Source organism: Kitasatospora indigofera, assembly GCF_014655955.1.
Taxonomy (GTDB): Bacteria; Actinomycetota; Actinomycetes; order Streptomycetales; family Streptomycetaceae; genus Kitasatospora; species Kitasatospora indigofera.
Genome location: NZ_BNBO01000027.1, coordinates 62,897 through 79,339 on the forward strand (window position 1 = coordinate 62,897; position 16,443 = coordinate 79,339).

General features: G+C 74.9%; 13 protein-coding genes. 1 reads left to right on the forward strand and 12 read right to left on the reverse strand.

Going from position 1 to position 16,443, the window contains the following annotated elements; all coding sequences use genetic code 11:
- Positions 1–85: 85 nt before the first annotated feature.
- From IE329_RS22525 to IE329_RS22570, 10 genes are all read right to left on the reverse strand, one after another.
- Complete coding sequence (locus tag IE329_RS22525) at positions 86–1,315, reverse strand: ATP-grasp domain-containing protein (RefSeq protein WP_190212764.1); 1,230 nt, start codon at positions 1,313–1,315, stop codon at positions 86–88.
- Complete coding sequence (locus IE329_RS22530) at positions 1,312–2,367, reverse strand: DMT family transporter (protein WP_190212765.1); 1,056 nt, start codon at positions 2,365–2,367, stop codon at positions 1,312–1,314. Before IE329_RS22530 ends, IE329_RS22525 begins: the two co-directional genes overlap by 4 nt.
- 91 nt (positions 2,368–2,458) lie before the next feature.
- Positions 2,459–3,820: a TrpB-like pyridoxal phosphate-dependent enzyme gene (locus IE329_RS22535; RefSeq protein WP_190212766.1), complete on the reverse strand. Its 1,362-nt coding sequence runs from the start codon at positions 3,818–3,820 to the stop codon at positions 2,459–2,461.
- Positions 3,804–4,499 carry a transglutaminase-like domain-containing protein gene (locus IE329_RS22540; protein ID WP_190212767.1) on the reverse strand — a complete coding sequence of 232 codons (696 nt, stop codon included), beginning with the start codon at positions 4,497–4,499 and terminating at the stop codon, positions 3,804–3,806. Before IE329_RS22540 ends, IE329_RS22535 begins: the two co-directional genes overlap by 17 nt.
- Positions 4,496–5,674, reverse strand: a complete 1,179-nt coding sequence (locus IE329_RS22545) for an acyl-CoA dehydrogenase family protein (RefSeq protein WP_190212768.1) — start codon at positions 5,672–5,674, stop codon at positions 4,496–4,498. The genes IE329_RS22540 and IE329_RS22545 overlap by 4 nt, the downstream gene beginning before the upstream one ends.
- Before the next feature lie 41 nt (positions 5,675–5,715).
- Entirely contained in the window at positions 5,716–6,093 is a 378-nt protein-coding gene (locus tag IE329_RS22550; RefSeq protein WP_190212769.1) for an ectoine synthase, read from the reverse strand.
- A 25-nt stretch (positions 6,094–6,118) separates the two neighbouring features.
- The gene (locus IE329_RS22555) at positions 6,119–6,367 is read right to left on the reverse strand and encodes a phosphopantetheine-binding protein (protein ID WP_190212770.1); all 249 of its coding nucleotides are present in this window, start codon (positions 6,365–6,367) and stop codon (positions 6,119–6,121) included.
- Positions 6,364–7,857: an AMP-binding protein gene (locus tag IE329_RS22560; RefSeq protein WP_190212771.1), complete on the reverse strand. Its 1,494-nt coding sequence runs from the start codon at positions 7,855–7,857 to the stop codon at positions 6,364–6,366. Before IE329_RS22560 ends, IE329_RS22555 begins: the two co-directional genes overlap by 4 nt.
- 140 nt (positions 7,858–7,997) lie before the next feature.
- Positions 7,998–9,386: an FAD-binding oxidoreductase gene (locus IE329_RS22565; protein ID WP_229927668.1), complete on the reverse strand. Its 1,389-nt coding sequence runs from the start codon at positions 9,384–9,386 to the stop codon at positions 7,998–8,000.
- A gap of 263 nt (positions 9,387–9,649) precedes the next feature.
- A complete protein-coding gene (locus IE329_RS22570; RefSeq protein ID WP_190212772.1) occupies positions 9,650–9,856 on the reverse strand; it encodes a hypothetical protein in 207 nt (68 codons plus the stop codon).
- 120 nt (positions 9,857–9,976) lie between these two features.
- On the opposite strand from IE329_RS22570, the gene IE329_RS22575 reads away from it, so the two are divergent.
- Complete coding sequence (locus IE329_RS22575) at positions 9,977–11,020, forward strand: LuxR C-terminal-related transcriptional regulator (RefSeq protein ID WP_190212773.1); 1,044 nt, start codon at positions 9,977–9,979, stop codon at positions 11,018–11,020.
- A 485-nt stretch (positions 11,021–11,505) separates the two neighbouring features.
- Here the strand turns inward: IE329_RS22575 and IE329_RS22580 are convergent, their stop codons facing one another.
- Entirely contained in the window at positions 11,506–14,811 is a 3,306-nt protein-coding gene (locus IE329_RS22580; RefSeq protein ID WP_190212774.1) for a sacsin N-terminal ATP-binding-like domain-containing protein, read from the reverse strand.
- A 432-nt stretch (positions 14,812–15,243) separates the two neighbouring features.
- On the reverse strand, positions 15,244–16,125 hold the full coding sequence (locus IE329_RS22585) for a DUF3027 domain-containing protein (protein WP_190212816.1): 882 nt from the start codon (positions 16,123–16,125) through the stop codon (positions 15,244–15,246).
- Positions 16,126–16,443 lie beyond the last annotated feature (318 nt).

Sequence of the window (16,443 nt, forward strand, 5' to 3'; positions counted from 1 at the left end):
TCGTAGGGTCGGACGGCTTCACGGGGTCGGACGGTGTGACGGGACGGAACGGTGTGACGGGGCGGAACGGCGGGGCGGACGGCGCTCAGGCGTCGTACAGCCCGCCCTCCTCCAGTTGCCGCAGGCGCCGGTAGTCGGCCTCGACCTGGTCGGCGTCGTCGGAACTGAGGTAGACGTAGCCGGGCACGGTGGCCAGGTCGACCGTGCGGGCGACCGGCTTGCCCGGCGGGATGGTGAGCACCATGTCCAGGAAGGACGGCAGGGCGCGGACCTCCGCCCAGCCCTCCTCGGACGGGACGACCCCGTCCCGGGGGCTCATCAGGTTGAGGTAGCGCAGGTGGGTGAGGAGCCGGTACGGCGGCAGGGTCCGGCCGGTGATCCGCTCGGGGTGGGCGATGGCCAGGGCCAGCAGGTCCACCTGGTCGGTGCCGATGGCACGGTTCACCACGTCGGGCAGGTGCGCGCCGCCGAGCCGGGCGCCGCACTCCACCAGCACCGGGCCGCGCGCGGTGAGCATCACCTCGGTGTGCGCCGAGCCGTTGCGGATCTCCAGCGCGTCCAGCACCTTCAGCACGTACTCCCCGAGCTGCCGGGCGGCCGGGTCCTCCGGCGGCACCGGGTGCTCGAAGGCGGGCGGAATCGAACGGCCGCCGCCCTTCGGGAGGTCGTGGTAGCGCCAGACCTCCACGATGTGGTGAACGCCGTCGCGGCTCACGGTGTTGACGAAGTACTCGTCGCCGTCCAGGAACTGCTGGGCCAGTGCCTGCGTGTTGCGCCGGCCGTAGCGGTCCACCGCGGCCAGCACGGTGGCGTGCGCGGTGCGGATCTCCTGCGGCGAGTCGCAGAAGAAGACGTGGTCGGTGCCGGCGCTGGCCACCGGCTTCAGCACCACCGGCCACTCGCCGAGCCGCTCCGCCCAGGCGACGGTCTCGTCCGCCGAGGCCGAGAGCAGCGACTCGGCGGCCGCCAGGCCGGCCTCCTTGACCGCGGCGGCCATCGCGAACTTGTCCCGGCGGGCCGTGGGCCGGGTCATCCCGTTGCCGGGGGTGCCCAGCTCCGCGGACAGCGCGTCGGCCAGCAGCACGCCCGACTCGGCGCCCGCCACCACGAAGTCCACCCCGTGCTCGCGCAGCCGGGCGGCGGTGGCCGCCAGGTCGCCCTCGTGCCGGATGTCCACCGGGAAGTCCTCCGGCCGGTAGGCCAGGTGGATGTCCGGCTCCTCGGAGCGGACGTGCAGGTACTCGACGCCGTGCCGCCGCAGGGCGGCGGGCAGGAACCGGGCGATCCCGTAGGCGTCGACGACGGCGGTTGTCACGAGGGCTCTCCTTGGGTGTCCGTACCGAGGGCCGCGCGGGCGGCCCGGTCGCCGGCCGGGTGGCCGGCGGCCCCGGCCGGCACGGGTGCGGGCCGGGCCGCGGCCTCCCGTTCACGCCGGTCGTGGCGGCCGCGGGCCGCCGTGCCGACCCCGACCAGCAGGGTGATGACGAGGATGCAGAGCAGGGTCAGCGTGGACTGCGTCAGCCGCCGGTCGGGCAGTTGCAGCAGGTAGGCGAAGAGCGGCGACAGGGTGCACAGCAGCGAGGCGGTGATCGGCTCGGTGTGCTTGATGCCCACCTGGATCAGGTACAGCGGCAGGCCGACCCCGATCACCGCGATCACCGCCGCCGGGAGGAACACCGCGCCGAGCCGCGGCTGGTCGCTGAGGCCCACCGCCGCCCAGGTCACCACGATGGTCAGGAAGAACCGCACCGACAGCACCGACTGCGGCCCGAGGCCGGCCTCGCTCAGCCGCTTGGAGTAGATGACGTTGCCGGTCGACGCCAGCCCGCAGACCAGCGTCAGCACCAGGCCGAGCGCGGCGTCCCCGGCGTCCACCGGGCCGACCCCGCTGCGTCCGGTCACCGAGCCCCAGACCAGGACGGCGATGCTGAGGCAGATCCCGGCCGAGACCAGGGCCTCCGCGCGGAGCACCGTGGTGCCCCGGCGCAGCAGCGGTCCGAACACCAGGGTCAGCACCGGGCCGATCGCCAGGCCGACCACGTTCACCACCGCCGGCTCCAGGTACTTCAGCGCGTAGAGCATGGAGAGCCAGGTGACGGCGGTGGAGACGTTCAGCGCCAGCACGTCCAGGCGCTGGGCCGAGAGCGGCCGCAGGGCCGCCGCCAGGCCCTTGCGGGCGACGTCGAGGCCGAGGAAGAAGACGGCCGTCAGCGAGAACGACACCGCCGCTATCGCCAGCGGGTCGAGCGACTGCAGGCGGTTGCCCGCGTACACGTCGACCGCCGCGGTGAGCGCGGCGAACCCCGTCAGCGGGGCCACCCCGCGCCACAGGCCGCCGGTCTGGCCGGCCTTCTGTCCGTCCGTCATGTTCGTCCTTCCGGGGCCGCCCGGCGCGGGCCGCCCCGGGTGGGGGCGGCCCGCACGGGCGGTCGAAGCGAGGCGCCGTCGACCGGTCCGGTCAGAGCGCGGGGATGCTGGCGTCGGCCGCCGCGAGCACCGCCTCGTCCAGCACGTCGTCCTCCAGACTGCCCGCGAAGTACTTTTCGTACGCGACCAGGTCGAAGTGTCCGTGCCCGGACAGCCCGAACAGGATCGCCTGCGAGCGGCCCTCCTCCCGGCAGCGGACCGCCTCGTCGATCGCGACCCGGATCGCGTGGGTGGACTCGGGCGCCGGCAGGATGCCCTCCGTGCGGGCGAACTGCACGCCCGCCTCGAAGCACCGGGTCTGCGCGACGGCCACCGGCTCGATCAGCTTGTCCTCGACCGTACGGCTGATCAGCGGGCCGATCCCGTGCGCCCGGAGCCCGCCCGCGTGCATCGCCGGCGGCACGAAGGAGTGCCCGAGGGTGTGCATCCGGAACAGCGGGCCGACCCGGCCGGTGTCGGCGTAGTCGTACGCGATCCGGCCGCGGGTCAGGGTCGGGCAGGAGGCCGGCTCGACCGCGATGATCCGGACGTCCGGGCCGCCGCGCAGCTGCGCGCCGAGGAACGGGAAGGCGAGCCCGGCGAGGTTGCTGCCGCCGCCGGCCGCGCCGATCACGATGTCCGGGTAGTCGTCCGCCAGTTCCATCTGGCGCAGCGCCTCCTGGCCGATCACCGTCTGGTGGGCCAGCACGTGGTTGGCCGCGCTGCCCAGCACGTAGCCGAGCGAGGGATCGCCGGCCGCCGTCTCCAGCGCCTCCGAGGTGGCGATGCCGAGGCTGCCCGGCGACTTGGGGTCGGCGGCCAGGATGGCCCGGCCGGCCGCGGTCTCGATGCTCGGGCTGGGGGTGCAGACCGCGCCGTAGGTCTCCATCAGCGACTTGCGGTACGGCTTCTGCTCGAAGCTGACCCGCACCATGAACACCTTGGCGGTCATCCCGAAGAAGGCCGCGCTGAGCGCGGTGGCGCTGCCCCACTGGCCGGCGCCGGTCTCGGTGACCAGCCCGGTCTTGCCCGCCTCCTTGTTGTAGAAGGCCTGGGCGATGCCGGTGTTGGGCTTGTGGCTGCCGGCCGGCGAGACCCCCTCGTACTTGTAGTAGATGCGCGCCGGGGTGTTCAGCGCGCGCTCCAGCCGGCGGGCCCGGAACAGCGGGGCCGGGCGCCACATCGCGTAGATCTGCCGGACCGGCTCGGGGATCTCGAACTCCCGCTCGGTGCCGATCTCCTGGTCGATCAGCGGCTCGGGCATGAGCGCCGCCAGCTCGTCGCGGCCGAGCGGGGCGCCGGTCGCGGCGCTGAGCGCCGGGGCCAGCGGTGCCCCCGGCAGGTCCGCCGCCAGGTTGTACCAGGTGGTCGGGACGTCCTTGTCGTCGAGCTGGAACTTAACCCTGTCCACCATCGGAGCCTCCCTCTGCGGCCGCCTCGTCCATGAGGGAGCCTGATGTGGTCGTGTGCGATCCTGCGAAAAGCAGCGGATGGGCGTCCCTGATGCCGCCCACCACCTGGTCGTACGGGACGTCGTCGAACTCCCCGCGGTCACGCAGGAATTCCATGTGCCGACGGCCTTCGAGGTCGTAGGGGTGGTAGACGCTGTCGGAGCGCCCGTCGAAGTCCAGCGGCCGCATCCGGTAGAGCCGGCAGAGCATCTTGTTGAAGACCGGGGTGGCCTTCAGCCAGCTGCCCTCCAGGCGGACGGACGTCCAGCTGTGGTAGCGGAACACGTCACCGCCCACCAGCCGGCGCAGCCGCTCGGAGGCCAGGTGGTTGCGGACGTCGCCGTAGACGATCCGGCTCGGCACCCCCACCGACCGGACGGCGGCCGCGTACACGATCGACTTGTGCACGCAGAAGCCCTTGCCGCGCTCCAGCACCGAGCTGGCCCGCAGGCCCTCCCGGGACAGGTCGGCGTCGTACACCTCGTAGTTGATGCCGTCGCGGACGGCGTAGTAGAGCGCGACCGCCCGTTCCACCTCGGTGAGCCGCTCGGGCTCGGGCAGCGCCTTGCTGACGAAGGCCCGCACGGTCGCGGACTCGTAGTCGAGGAACTCGGTCGGCTTCAGCAGTTCGTCGGTAGTCATTCCAACCCCTGTTCGGTTCGGGCCGGGGCGGGGCGGCCCAGGCCCATCAGCGCGGCGATCCGCTGCTGCTGGATCTGGGTCGTCCCCGAGTAGAGCGTCCCCGCGACGGCGTTGCGCAGTTCCTTCTCCAGCCCCACCTCGGCCATGTAGCCGTGTCCGCCGTAGATCTGAATGGCCGTCAGCGCACTGCGGACGTTGGCCTCGCTGACCACCAGCTTGCTGATCGCCACGTCGACCGCCGCGTTCTCGCGGCCGACGATCTTCTCCGCCGTGTCGTACAGCCACTTCCGGGAGGTCTCCACGTCGATCCGCATCCCCACGATCAGGTTGGAGACCGACTGGTAGGAGCCGATGTGCCGGCCGAACTGCCGGCGGGTCCTGGCGTAGGAGACGCACTGCTCCAGCCGGTGCTGCATCTCACCGACGTTGATCACGAAGGAGCAGAGGATCTCCCACTTCATCACGTGGTCGAGCACCAGGAACCCCGCCCCGACCGAGCCGATCACCTGCGACCTCGGCACCCGGACGTCGTCCAGGAACAGCTCGCACAGCGGCGAACTGCGCAGGCCCATCTTGGCGATCGGCCGGCCCACGGTGAGGCCGGGCGTGTCCCGCTCGACCAGGAAGGCGGTCAGCCCGGCCGGGTTGCCCGGCCGGCCCGTCCTGGCGTACACCACGATCAGGTCGGCGATCGGGCCGTTGCTGACGAAGGCCTTGGAGCCGTTCAGCACGAAGGCGTCCTCGCCGTCCGGGACGGCGGTGGTCCGCATCCCCATCACGTCGGAGCCGCCGTCCGCCTCGGTGATGGCGTGCGCGCCGATCGTGCTGCCGTCCACGATGCCCGGCAGGAAGCGGCGCTTGAGTTCGGCCGAGCCGAAGCGCTGCACCGGGACGCCCGCGCTGACCAGGTGGGTGGAGGCCGAGAAGTTCAGCCCCGCGTCCCGGCAGCTGTGGCCGAGGCCCTCCAGGACGTACATCGTGGTCGACAGGGACTGCCCGAGGCCGCCGTACTCCGGCTCGAACGGCAGCCCGGGCAGCCCCGCCTCGCACAGCCGCTTCCAGCCGTCCCGGGAGAAGCTCGCGTCGGCGTCCCGCTCCAGGTGGCCGTCACCGATCACCGCCCCGAGCGCGGCGGCCGCCGCCCGCAGGGCCTTCTGGTCCTCGTTCCACTGCATCGGTTCCCCCGCGTGGTGGTGGTCAGGTGCCGGCCGGCCGCTCAGTAGTGCGAGAAGCCGTCGCCGTCGAGCTGGTGGCGCTCCTCGCCGTGCAACGGCGGGTTGAAGACGCTGACCAGTTCGAGGTCCTCGTGCGGCGAGGCGATCAGGAAGTGGGCGTCGTGCTCGTCCAGCGCGTACAGCACGCCGGGCCGGATCTCGTAGCTCTCGCCGGTCTCGGCGCTCACCACCTGGCCGGACCCGCCGATGCAGTAGCAGGCCTCCAGGTGGCGCCGGTACTCCAGCTTCGACTTGCTGCCGGCCCGCACGACGGTGTGGCAGACGGTGAACCCCATCCGGTCCCGCTCCAGCAGGAACCGGTGACTGGTGCCGTTGCCCCAGTCGACGGCCTTGATCTCGTCCATGCTTCTGATGAACATCTTTCGTACCCCCTGTCGGAAGCGCTCAGGCGCTCTTGGTGATCTCGATGAACCGCAGGATCGCGTCGACGGACCGGAAGTCGTCGGGCGAGATCTCGACCTCGTCGACCGGGACCCCGAACCGCTCCCCCACCCAGGTGATCAGCCCCAGCAGAGCCAGGCTGTCCACCAGACCGGTGTCCAACAGGTCGTAGGAGGACGGGAGTTCGTCGACGGATGTGTCCGGCGCGTACTCCGAGACGATGTGCTGCTTGATGACGGTCGCGACGCTCACGTGCTCTCCTCCAACAACTCGGCCCTCAGCCGGCCTCGGTCGACCTTTCCGGTGGACGTGCTGGGCAGCGGGTCGCCGGTCAGCCGGAAGGCCGCCGGGATCGCCGCCTTCGACAGCCGCTCGGCGCAGTACGCCCGCAGTGCCAGTGAGTTCAGCCGCTCCGAGCGGCGCCGCACCACGGCGTGCAGCCGCACCCCGGCCGCCCGGTCGGGCAGCGCGAGCACCCCCGCCTCGGCGATCTCCGGGTGGCCCAGCAGCACCCGTTCGACCTCCTCCAGGCTGACCCGCACCCCGCGCACCTTGACCTGGAAGTCGGTCCGGCCGACCAGCGTCAGCGTGCCGTCCTCGGCGCGGCTGACCAGGTCACCGCTGCGGAAGTACCGGGTGCCGTCCGGGCCGGTGGTGAACCGGCCGCCCGGGGCCCCGTCCGCGAGGTAGCCGTCGGTCTGGAACGGGGTGGCCACCAGCAGTTCGCCGGTGCCTGCTCCCGTCAGCGTCCCGTCCGGGCCGTCGGGGCCGTCGGGGCCGTCGGGGCCGGCCAGCGCCGTCCGCACGCCCGGCAGCGGACGGCCCAGCGGCACCGTCCCGCCCTCCGTCAGGTCGGCCGGCCCGAGGGTGTGCAGGAAGCTGTCGTTGGTCTCCGTGCAGCCGTACACGCTGTGGAACTCCGCCGACGGGAACAGCCCGGGCAGCGCCCGGCGCACCGGCAGCGGGGTGTGGTCCCCGGTCAGCACGACGTGCCGGACCTCCGGCACCGGCGCGGTGCCCGCCTCGGCGAGGATGCGGAACAGCATCGGCACGGCCTGGACGACCTGCGGGCGGGTGCGCTCGAACAGCTCCGCCAGCCGGCGCGGGTCCACCGCGTGCTCCGGGTCGACCAGGACGGCGCAGCCGCCGGCCCGCAGGGTCGCCCAGATGTCCAGCAGGCAGAGGTCGAAGTTGAGCGGCGCGTAGTTGAGCACCGTCCGGCCCTCGCCGAGCCCGAACCGCTCGTGCGCCCAGCGGGTGAAGCGGTCCAGCGCGGCGGCTCCGAGCGGCACCAGCTTGGGCGTGCCGGTGGAGCCCGAGGTGGTCAGCACCAGACCGGCCGTGGCCGGGTCCAGGACCGGGGCGCCGGGCCCGGCCGGGCCGAGGTCCGTCCAGTCGGTCGTGTGCTCGCCGGCCTCGGCCAGCCAGCCGCAGCCGGCCCGCTCGACCAGCTCGTTCAGCGTGCGGCGGCCGAGGCTCTCGGAGACCAGCAGCAGCGGGCGGCCGGCCCGCAGGCAGGCCAGCACCAGGGCGATCGCCCGGGGGGACTTGCGGGCGGGCAGCGCCACCGGGCCGCCCGGGTGCGCGGCGAGCTCGGCGTACGCCAGCTCGGCCAGCGCGGCGAGGCCGCCGTAGTCGACGACGGTGTCGTGCCAGTGCAGCGCGGGGGCGTCGGGCCGTCGGACGGCCCGGTCGTGGAAGTCCTCGTAGAGGGGGTTCGTCGGGAGTGTTCCGACCGGCATGTGGGGGTTCCCTCCTTCCGGTGTCACAGGGGTGCCGCCCCGGGTGGCGGGGCGGCGGGGCGGCGCCGGCGGTTGGCCGGCCGCCGCCCGGCCGTACGGGAGCGGACGGGGCGCGCGGGGCGCCCCGGTACGGGTGCGGCTCAGACCGCCGGCACGACGTTGCGCCGGCCCCGGAAGAGGTTCTCCGGGTCGTAACGCTCCTTGACCTCCGCGAGCCAGGCGTCGCCGGCCGGGGCCGCGGACTCGTCCTCGGGGACGTAGTTGCCGTAGCTGCCGGCCGTCTGCCAGGGCGACAGCGCGGCCATGGTGCCGCGCGACCAGGCGACGTTCGCCTCGTCCTGCTCGGGGTCGAGCCAGGCGGCCCAGGCGGTGCAGAGGTAGGCGGCGTCCCGGTGCGGGAAGGCCGACGGGCGGCCGGTGCCCTCGGTGATCGCGCCGCGCAGGAACTCGACGTCGATCGAGGACAGCCGGGACGGGTTGCGGCGGGCCGCCTCGACCAGCTGCTCGATGGTGCCGTCGGCGAGGTCCGCGAGGTAGCAGGTCTTGGTGAAGTAGCGCCGCCCGGCCGGGCCGCTGGCGTCCAGCCTGGCCTGCAACTCGTAGTAGGACATGGTCTGTTCGAAGTACCCGGCGGCCGGAACGGCGTCCAGCAGCTGCGCGCTCTGGGCCAGGCTCTCCGGGTCGTCCGCCGAACAGACCACCGCGAGGTCCAGGGCCTGCCGGCCGCGCAGCGCCGCCGGGACGGACTCGTCGTGGCCGAGCTCCTGGAAGGCGCCGAAGACCCGGAGGTCGTCGGACTGCTTCTCGGTGAACGAGCGGAAGGCCCGCAGGACGGCCGGGGCGTCCTCCATCGGGTACAGCGCGCTGCGGTAGCTCAGCGGGCCGACCGGCCGCAGCTCCAGGGTGAAGGCGGCGACCACGGCGAAGTTGCCGATGCCGCCGCGCAGGGCGCGCATCAGGTCCGGGTGGCTCTCGTCGGTGGCCTGGACGACCGAGCCGTCGGCCAGCACGAGCTCCGCCTGCACGATGTGGTCGCAGGTCAGGCCCCACTTGCGGGTGAGCCAGCCGTAGCCGCCGCCGAGCGCGAGGCCGCCGAGGCCGGTGTGGCCGACCACGCCGGCCGGGCAGGCGAGACCGTGCGCGGCGGTCGCGGTGTCGACGTCCTTGAGCAGGCTGCCGCCCTCGGCCCGGGCCAGCCGGGCCTGCGGGTCTACGGTGACGGTGCGCAGCAGCGAGAGGTCGATCATCACGGCGTCGTCGTCGACGGCCGTCCCGGCGACGTTGTGGCCGCCGCCGCGCACCGTCGCCGGCAGGCCGGCGGCCCGGGCGAAGCGCACGGCCGCGGCGATGTCGGCGGTCGAGCGGCAGCGGGCGATCAGCGCGGGCCGGCGGTCGTGCATGCCGTTCCAGATCGCGCGGACCTCGTCGTACCCCTCGTCCGCGGGGAGCAGCAGCGGCCCCTCGAAGCCGGAGCGCAGATCGTCGAGCGCGGCGGCGGAACCCGGGAGGTCCGCGTCGGTGATACCCATACCCATCCATCCTCATCCGTGCGGCCGGGCAGGGCTGAGCCCGTCCACGGCCGACTGCTGTACGTGGGGTGGTTGTTGCGGTGCCGCCGCCCGGCGGGCGGCCGGTGGCGCGCAGGCCCGGCCCGCCCGGCGGCGAGGGCCGGCCGGGCGCGGCGGGCGCGCCCGGGGCGCGGGAGGCGTGGCAGGAGGAGCGGCGCCGGACGGCGACCGCGGTCGTGGTGGTGGTGCCGGGCGCCGGAGCGCCGGAGGACCGCGCGGCGGGATCAGCCCCAGCCGGTGTCGCCTCCGGGAGTGGGACCGGCGGGCGACTCGGCGGACCGGGCGGCGAGGGCGCTTGCGGTGGCACCGCTTGCGGTGGCACAGCTTCCATTTGTGGAGCTTGCGGCAGCGGCCTGACCTGCACCGATGACGGTGATGCCGGGCACTGCCGCGACGATCAGCAGGAGGAGGAAGGAGCGGGCGATCTTCATGATTTCCGGGAGTCTCCTAGCGGCGGCGAACACGACAACAATCACACTGGCAACAGCTCGACGTCGAGATAGTTTGGAGGCGGAAACACGCCTGACGGATGACTGAGGGGGAGCCAATCAATGGCGATTGGTGACATATCAGGGCTAACAAGTGCACCAGAACTGAGCGAAACCGCCCGGCGCGTCTACGCGTACGCGGTGAACCGGGTGCGCTTCTCGCCCGAGGAGTTAGAGGCGGCCCTCGGGCTGCCGGCCGAGACCGCCGAGCAGGTGGTGGGCGAGCTGGAGCAGCTCCACCTGGTCGGGAGGATCATCGAGGACGACCGGCAACTCACACCGGTGGCGCCGGAGTCCGCCGCGGCGCGGGTGCTGGCCCCGATGGAGAACCTGCTCCGCGACCTCCAGCTGACGATCGACCGGACGCGCTGTCAGATCCTGGCGCTGGAGCCGGAGTACCACGCCGGCGCCGCCCACCTGGCGCGCACCGAGCGGGTGGAACTGGTCACCGACCTGGCCTCGGTGCGGGCGATCATCCAGGACGCCGCCCACCGCTGCGTGAACGAGGTGCTGACCGCCCAGCCGGGCGGCGGCCGGCGGACCGAGGTACTGGCCGAGGCCGCCCGGCGGGACGAGGAGATGCTCTCGCGGGGGGTCGCGATGCGCACCATCTACCAGCACACCGCCCGGTACAGCCCGCCCACCATCGGCTACGTCGAGCACATCACCGCGCTCGGCGGCCAGGTGCGCACGACCGGCGACCGGGTGCGGCGGATGCTGGTCTTCGACCGGAGCGTCGCGGTGATCGAGGTCCAGGAGAACCGGGACGCCGCCCTGGTGATCCGGGAGCCGAACATCATCGACTTCATGCGGGCCACCTTCGAGCAGAGCTGGCTGCGCAGCATGCCGTTCGCCACCGCGACGGACCGGGCGCAGGCCAGCGCGATCTCGGACGACCTGCGGCAGGCGATCATCAGCCTGCTGTCGCTCGGCCTGGACGACAAGTCGATCGCCCGGCGGCTCGGCATGTCGGACCGCACCTGCCAGCGCCACATCTCGGACATCATGTCCAGGATCGGCGCGAAGAGCCGCTTCCAGGCCGGGTACCTGATCCGTGACCGGCAGCGGCCGGACGGCGAGCTGCCGCCGGACGGCGCCGCCGCCTGACCCCTCCCGGGCGGGGCGCGGTGCGGTGCGGTGCGGTGCGGGGGCGGTCTGCGCTGCTGGGGGCGGTGGTGCGGGGCGCCGCGGGGGCGGTCTGCGCTGCGGGGGGCGCCATGGCGCAACTCCCGTGCCCCGGCGGACAATCGACGGCAGAGGGGGGTGGCGGCATGACGCGTCGGGGCGGGGACCGTGGCGGCGACCGGACGGGGGACCTGGAGGCGTTCGTCGCCTTCCTCGGCGGCCTGCTCGCCGTCGTCCTCCTGGCATCGGTCCTGTGGGGGATCGCGCGGTTCACCGGGTTCACGCCCGGCCGGCCGGGCGTGGCCAAGGCACTCGGGGCCGCGCTGTGGCTCACCATGACGGTGTTCCTCCGCCGCGGGCTGCGGGCCGCCCGGGCCGCCCGCGACGATGCGGCCGGCGGCGGCCCCGAGCGGCCGACGGCCCCGGCCGGCCGGCGCCGGGTGGCGCCGCCGGCCGGGCCCGCGGCGTCAGCCCTCGAAGTCCCTGGCGGCCGACAGTTCGTAGGCGCGGTCCGGCTCGGCCAGCGCGGCCAGCACCTCGAAGCGGCGGTGCCACTGGCCGACCGACCAGGCCAGCCCGGCGGCCAGGCCCTCCGGGGTGGCGGCGTGCAGCAGGCCGGGGGCCGGCGGCACCTCGAACTCGTCGTCCTCGTCGGCCTCCTCGGCCGTCTCGGGGTCGTACGGCGCGTCCGGGGTCTCGGCCGAGGTGTCCCAGCGCCAGTCGACGGCGGCCTCCTCGCCGTCGGGGCCGACCACCAGCAGCTCCTCGTGCTCCTCGTAGGCGACCGGGCAGCCGGGCAGCAGCTCCCGGACCACGGCGGGGACCCGGTGCAGGGTGCCCTCGGAGAGCACCCGCCCGCCGGCCACCTCGCTGGCCAGCGAGACGTGCAGCCGTTCGGCCAGCGCGCCGGCCAGGGCGGGGGCCACCGGCAGCAGCGGGTAGGGGTGCAGCAGCTGGACCAGGTCGGGGGCGTCGGCGACGACCGCCTCGGTGGCGTCCACCAGGACGGTGCCGGCCGGCCGGCGGCCGGTCTCCGGGTCCAGCGGCGGCACCGCGCGGACCAGGTCCAGCGGATCGATCCGTTCGGGGTCCACCATGGCCAGGGCGCTGTGGATGCCGTGCAGCTGACGGTGGCCGACGATCGAGGCCGGGTCGGTGAGGCGGTCCAGCAGCTCGTCCGGGCCGTGCGGCTCGGCCAGCAGCGCGGCCAGCGTGGTGCGCACCCCGAGGGCGTGCAGGAACTGCTCGTCCAGGGTGGTCCTGGCCTCGTCGTAGAGGCCGCGCAGCAGCGGGTCGGCGCCGGCCGCGCGCAGGCCGGCCGGCTCCCGGCCGTCCAGCACCGGGTGGTCCCGCAGCCACCAGGCGGTGTAGGGCGGCAGGTCCACGTAGCCGCCGTCCGGCAGCAGCGTGCGCACCGGGTTGACCACGGCCTCCCGGTACGGCGGGCGGGCCAGCAGGGCGAGCGCCTCGGGCCAGGCCCGGTCGTCCACCAGGTCGAGGTCGCGGACGGCGAGCAGCTCGGCGGCGACCGGCGGCACGCCCAGCTCGCCGTCGTCGTCCGCGTGCAGGGCCTCCAGCGCGTCCTCGCACCAGTCGGCCAGGCCGTCCGGGGCCTCGTCGATCAGGCCGGTCGGGGCGCCGCCGGCCGCGCGGTCGGCCGGGACGGTCGGGTCGAGCCGCTCCAGGTCGTCCGGGTCGAGCGGGACGTCCTCGGCGCGGACCAGCACGAAGGCGCTGAGCACGCCGGTGGCGGCCAGCACCTCGGGGCCCCAGCGCTCCAGCAGGTCCTCGTCCGGGTAGCCGGCGTCGTCCTCGCGGGCCAGCGCGGCCAGCGGGCTGTCGGGCAGCACCAGTTCGCCGGCCCGGCTGGCCTCGCCCTCGTCGTCCAGCAGGGCCAGGCGGGACAGCCAGGGGTGCTCGCCGGGGGTCGTCCCGGCGGCCTTGACCAGGGCCAGGACGGCGTCCGCGAGGTCCACGGCGGCGTCCAGGTCGTCCTCGGCCACCTCGTAGGAGCGGGCCACCGCGGCCCGCACCTCGGGCGTGTCCAGCACCCCGGCGGGGGTGGCGGTGCCGGCGCCCAGCCTGGCCAGCAGCGGGTGCGCGGCCTCCGGGTGGGCGAGGCGCAGGTCGAGCAGGGCGAGCGCCCCGGCCAGCGCGTCGGGGTAGCCCGGGTAGGCGGCCCAGTCGGCTGCGTCGGAGGGCAGCAGGACGCGGCGCGGGCCGGTCACCGTCCGGCCGTCGGCGAGCGGGACGGGCAGCGCGCCGAGCGACTCCGGGTCGGCGGCGGCCAGCGCCGCGTACAGGTTGCGCCACCAGGCGGGCTCCCGCTCCAGGCCGCCGAGCTGGTCGACCACCTCGGCGAGCGGGATCCGGCGGACGTTCAGCACCCGCAGTTCGCTGCGGCGCTCCAGCCCGGCCGGCAGCAGGCCGGGGAAGATCGGCGCGAGGGCCTCGACCACCGAGGTGTCGGCGCCCTCCAGCAGCGTGGCGTCCCGCGGGCGCAGGGCGGGGGTGCCCTCCTCCACCGGCGCGGGGTGCGGCAGGAAGGGGATGCCGGGCAGCCGGCCGAGCACCGCCGCGCGCACCGCGTTGTCGAGCGCGCCCTGGCCGAGCGGCCCGGGCACCAGGCCGAGCGAGCCGAGGTCGCCGCCCCGGGCGCGCAGCAGGTCGGCGTAGGTGTCGGCGGCGCGCTCGGTGAGGAAGTCGGTGAGCGGTCCGGGCGCGACGTGCCGGCGGGTCGGGTCCAGCGGGTACGAGGCGATCAGCAGCGCGGGCACGCCGAGCGGCTCGTCGCTGGGGGTGGGGGCGTGCACCACGGGGGTGGTGCGCAGCGTCTGCGGGACGCCGTCGGCGCCGACCGGGACGGCCCAGGTCACCGTCCAGTACGGGCGGGCCCGCTCCTCGGTGGGGCGGTCGGCGAGCAGGTCGGCGGTGAGGGTGCCGGAGGCGCCGGCGAGCTGCCAGGTGGTGCTGGTGCGCTGCCCCGCGGCGTCGTCGGTGAGGGTGACGACGGTGAGGCCGTCGGGGCGCTGCTCGCCGGGCGAGCGGGTCAGCACGCGGGTGCCGTCCGGGGTCTCGACGACGATCTCGGCGAGGCCGGGCAGGGTGAGCAGCAGGGCGTCGTCGATCTCGGTGAGCAGCCGCCGGGCGAGGTCCTCGGCGGCGGCGTCGCGCAGCGGCAGCACCACCACCGTGTCGTAGTCGGCGGGGGCCTCGCCCTCGGCGGCGAACGGCAGCCGGAGCAGCGGCACGTGACCGTCGCGGCGGCGCAGCTCCTCGGTCAGCGCGGGCTCGGCCCCGGCCAGCGCGTGCGCCTCGGCCAGCGACCAGCGCACGCCGCCGGCGGCGCCGAGCACGGCCGGCTCGTCGGTGACGGCGAGCACGGCGGCGAAGCCGACCCCGAACCGGCCGACGGTCGGGGTGCCGTCGGCACGCTTGGAGGAGGCCCGCAGGGTGGAGAGCGACTCCACGGCCGCGGCGTCCAGCGGCGCGCCGGTGTTGGCGGCGGCGAGCACGCCGCCCTGCAGGATGAGCCGCAGCCGGCCGGGGGTGCCGCCGGCCCGGGCGGCCGCGTCGGCGGCGTTCTGCGCCAGCTCGACCACCAGCCGGTCGCGGTAGCCGCCGAGCGCCAGCTCCTCCTCGGCGTTGGCGTCCTCCCGGAACCGGGCCGGCGAGGCCGACCACGCGTCGAGCACCCGCCGCCGCAGCGCCGTGGTGCCGAACGGGTCCGCGGCCTGCTCGTCCGAACCGCTGCCGATGATGCGAGGCTCCACTGGACCTGCCTTCCGCCGCCCTGTACTTCGTCCTTCGTACGAGGGCATTCTTCCCTGCGCCGGAGCGGGCGGCGGACCAGGGGCGGCGGCCGGGCCCGGGCGGTCACCCGGCGGGGCTCCCGGACGGTGCCCGGGGCGGTACCCGGAGTGGTGCTCGGGGCGGCCCCACCGGGGCGCCGCCGGGCATGCGGGGGCGGGGACGCACGGCGCCGCCGCCGGGAGCTGACCCCCCGCCAGGACACCCCGGACACGTGGGCCGGGGGGACGGACGCGCGGGCCGGGGCCGGGGGCTCCGGGCCGGGGCGACGGCCCCGGCAGGGCCGGACGGCCCGGAGGCCGCCCAGGGGCCTTGACGGCCCCGGGCGGCCCCGGAGGTGACTTCGCCCGACCGGGCCGGACGCGAGGTCCGGCCCGTCAGGGGTGGCCGGCTCCTCAGGAGTGGCCGAGCTCCTCGGCCGGGGCGTCGGGCTCGACCGATCCGCTGGAGCGGTCCGGGTGGAGCTGGAGCGGCTCGATGACCAGTTCGTCGAGGATCAGCTCGGACGGCGCCGGCGGCGCCGGGATGACGGCGGCCTCGGAGTGCCCGCCGCAGCCGTACGCGAAGGAGACGATCTGGCCGTCCGCCGGGCCGAACTCGTTGCCGCAGACGCCGAAGGCCTGGCCCAGCGAGCCGCCGATCGGGATCAGGAACCCGCAGCTGTTGCAGGACGCCGGGGCGGCCTGCGCCATCGGGGTCTGCGGGCCGTGCGCCTGCTCCCAGCGGTCGGCGGCCAGGTGCAGGCCGAGCCGGGAGAGCACCCGGGGGCGCCCCAGGCCCAGCTCCTCGGCGACCGCGCCGATCCGGGCCCGCGCGGGGGCGGGCTGGATGGCCGGGTCGGTGATCTCCAGGTCGTCGGCGTCGGCGAGGGCCGCGACCGAGTTGGGCGCGGGCTCGTCCTCGCCCGTCCAGCCCGGCTCCAGCCGCAGGTCGTCGGCGTCGGTCGGCAGCAGGTCGCCGGGGCCCATGTCCCCGGGGCGCAGCCGCTCGCTCCACGGCACCCACTGCGGGGCGAGGACGGCATCGTCGCCGGGCAGCAGGACGACCTCGTCCAGCGTGACGTTCTTGGCGCGCGGGGCGCGGGCCACGGTGACGGCCCAGTGCCAGCCGCGGTAGGCGGCGTCCAGACACTCGAAGGTGTGGGTGACGACCCGCTCGGCGTCCGCCTGGGCGCCGAGGTGTGCCCCCACTGCTTCCGCTCCGACCGCCTCGGCCGCTGCCTCCCTGGCGAGTTCGACGGCCTCGGCACAGAGCCGATCGGGGGTACGGCTTCGCATCGCAGCACTCACGGCGTCGATTCTCTCCCAGTTCTTCTGTTGCCTACGGCATGTTGCCTGTTCCGTCGCGGCTCGGTTCTCTCGTCCATTCTGCGCGACCGCGAGCCCCTCCGGGTACCGACCGCGCCGCTCGCCTCGCCCGGTTCCCCCCTCGGCGGCCCTGCGGTACGTGTGGTGACGCCCAGGGTGGTGACGCACAGGGCAGGCTACCCGTCGGTCAGCCACCGGGGACAGCCCGGGGCCCGAGGCGTCCGGCCGTCGGACGCCCGGGCGGGTGCGCGGGCCGCGCCGAGCGGAGCCCAATCCCTCGTCCCGGCC

Excerpts from the sequence above, each read along its gene's own strand:
- IE329_RS22530 (WP_190212765.1), bottom strand. The coding sequence starts at position 2,367 with ATGACGGACGGACAGAAGGCCGGCCAGACCGGCGGCCTGTGGCGCGGG.
- IE329_RS22535 (WP_190212766.1), bottom strand. The coding sequence starts at position 3,820 with ATGGTGGACAGGGTTAAGTTCCAGCTCGACGACAAGGACGTCCCGACC.
- IE329_RS22540 (WP_190212767.1), bottom strand. The coding sequence starts at position 4,499 with ATGACTACCGACGAACTGCTGAAGCCGACCGAGTTCCTCGACTACGAG.
- IE329_RS22545 (WP_190212768.1), bottom strand. The coding sequence starts at position 5,674 with ATGCAGTGGAACGAGGACCAGAAGGCCCTGCGGGCGGCGGCCGCCGCG.
- IE329_RS22550 (WP_190212769.1), bottom strand. The coding sequence starts at position 6,093 with ATGTTCATCAGAAGCATGGACGAGATCAAGGCCGTCGACTGGGGCAAC.
- IE329_RS22560 (WP_190212771.1), bottom strand. The coding sequence starts at position 7,857 with ATGCCGGTCGGAACACTCCCGACGAACCCCCTCTACGAGGACTTCCAC.
- IE329_RS22565 (WP_229927668.1), bottom strand. The coding sequence starts at position 9,386 with ATGGGTATCACCGACGCGGACCTCCCGGGTTCCGCCGCCGCGCTCGAC.
- IE329_RS22570 (WP_190212772.1), bottom strand. The coding sequence starts at position 9,856 with ATGAAGATCGCCCGCTCCTTCCTCCTCCTGCTGATCGTCGCGGCAGTG.
- IE329_RS22575 (WP_190212773.1), top strand. The coding sequence starts at position 9,977 with ATGGCGATTGGTGACATATCAGGGCTAACAAGTGCACCAGAACTGAGC.
- IE329_RS22585 (WP_190212816.1), bottom strand. The coding sequence starts at position 16,125 with ATGCGAAGCCGTACCCCCGATCGGCTCTGTGCCGAGGCCGTCGAACTC.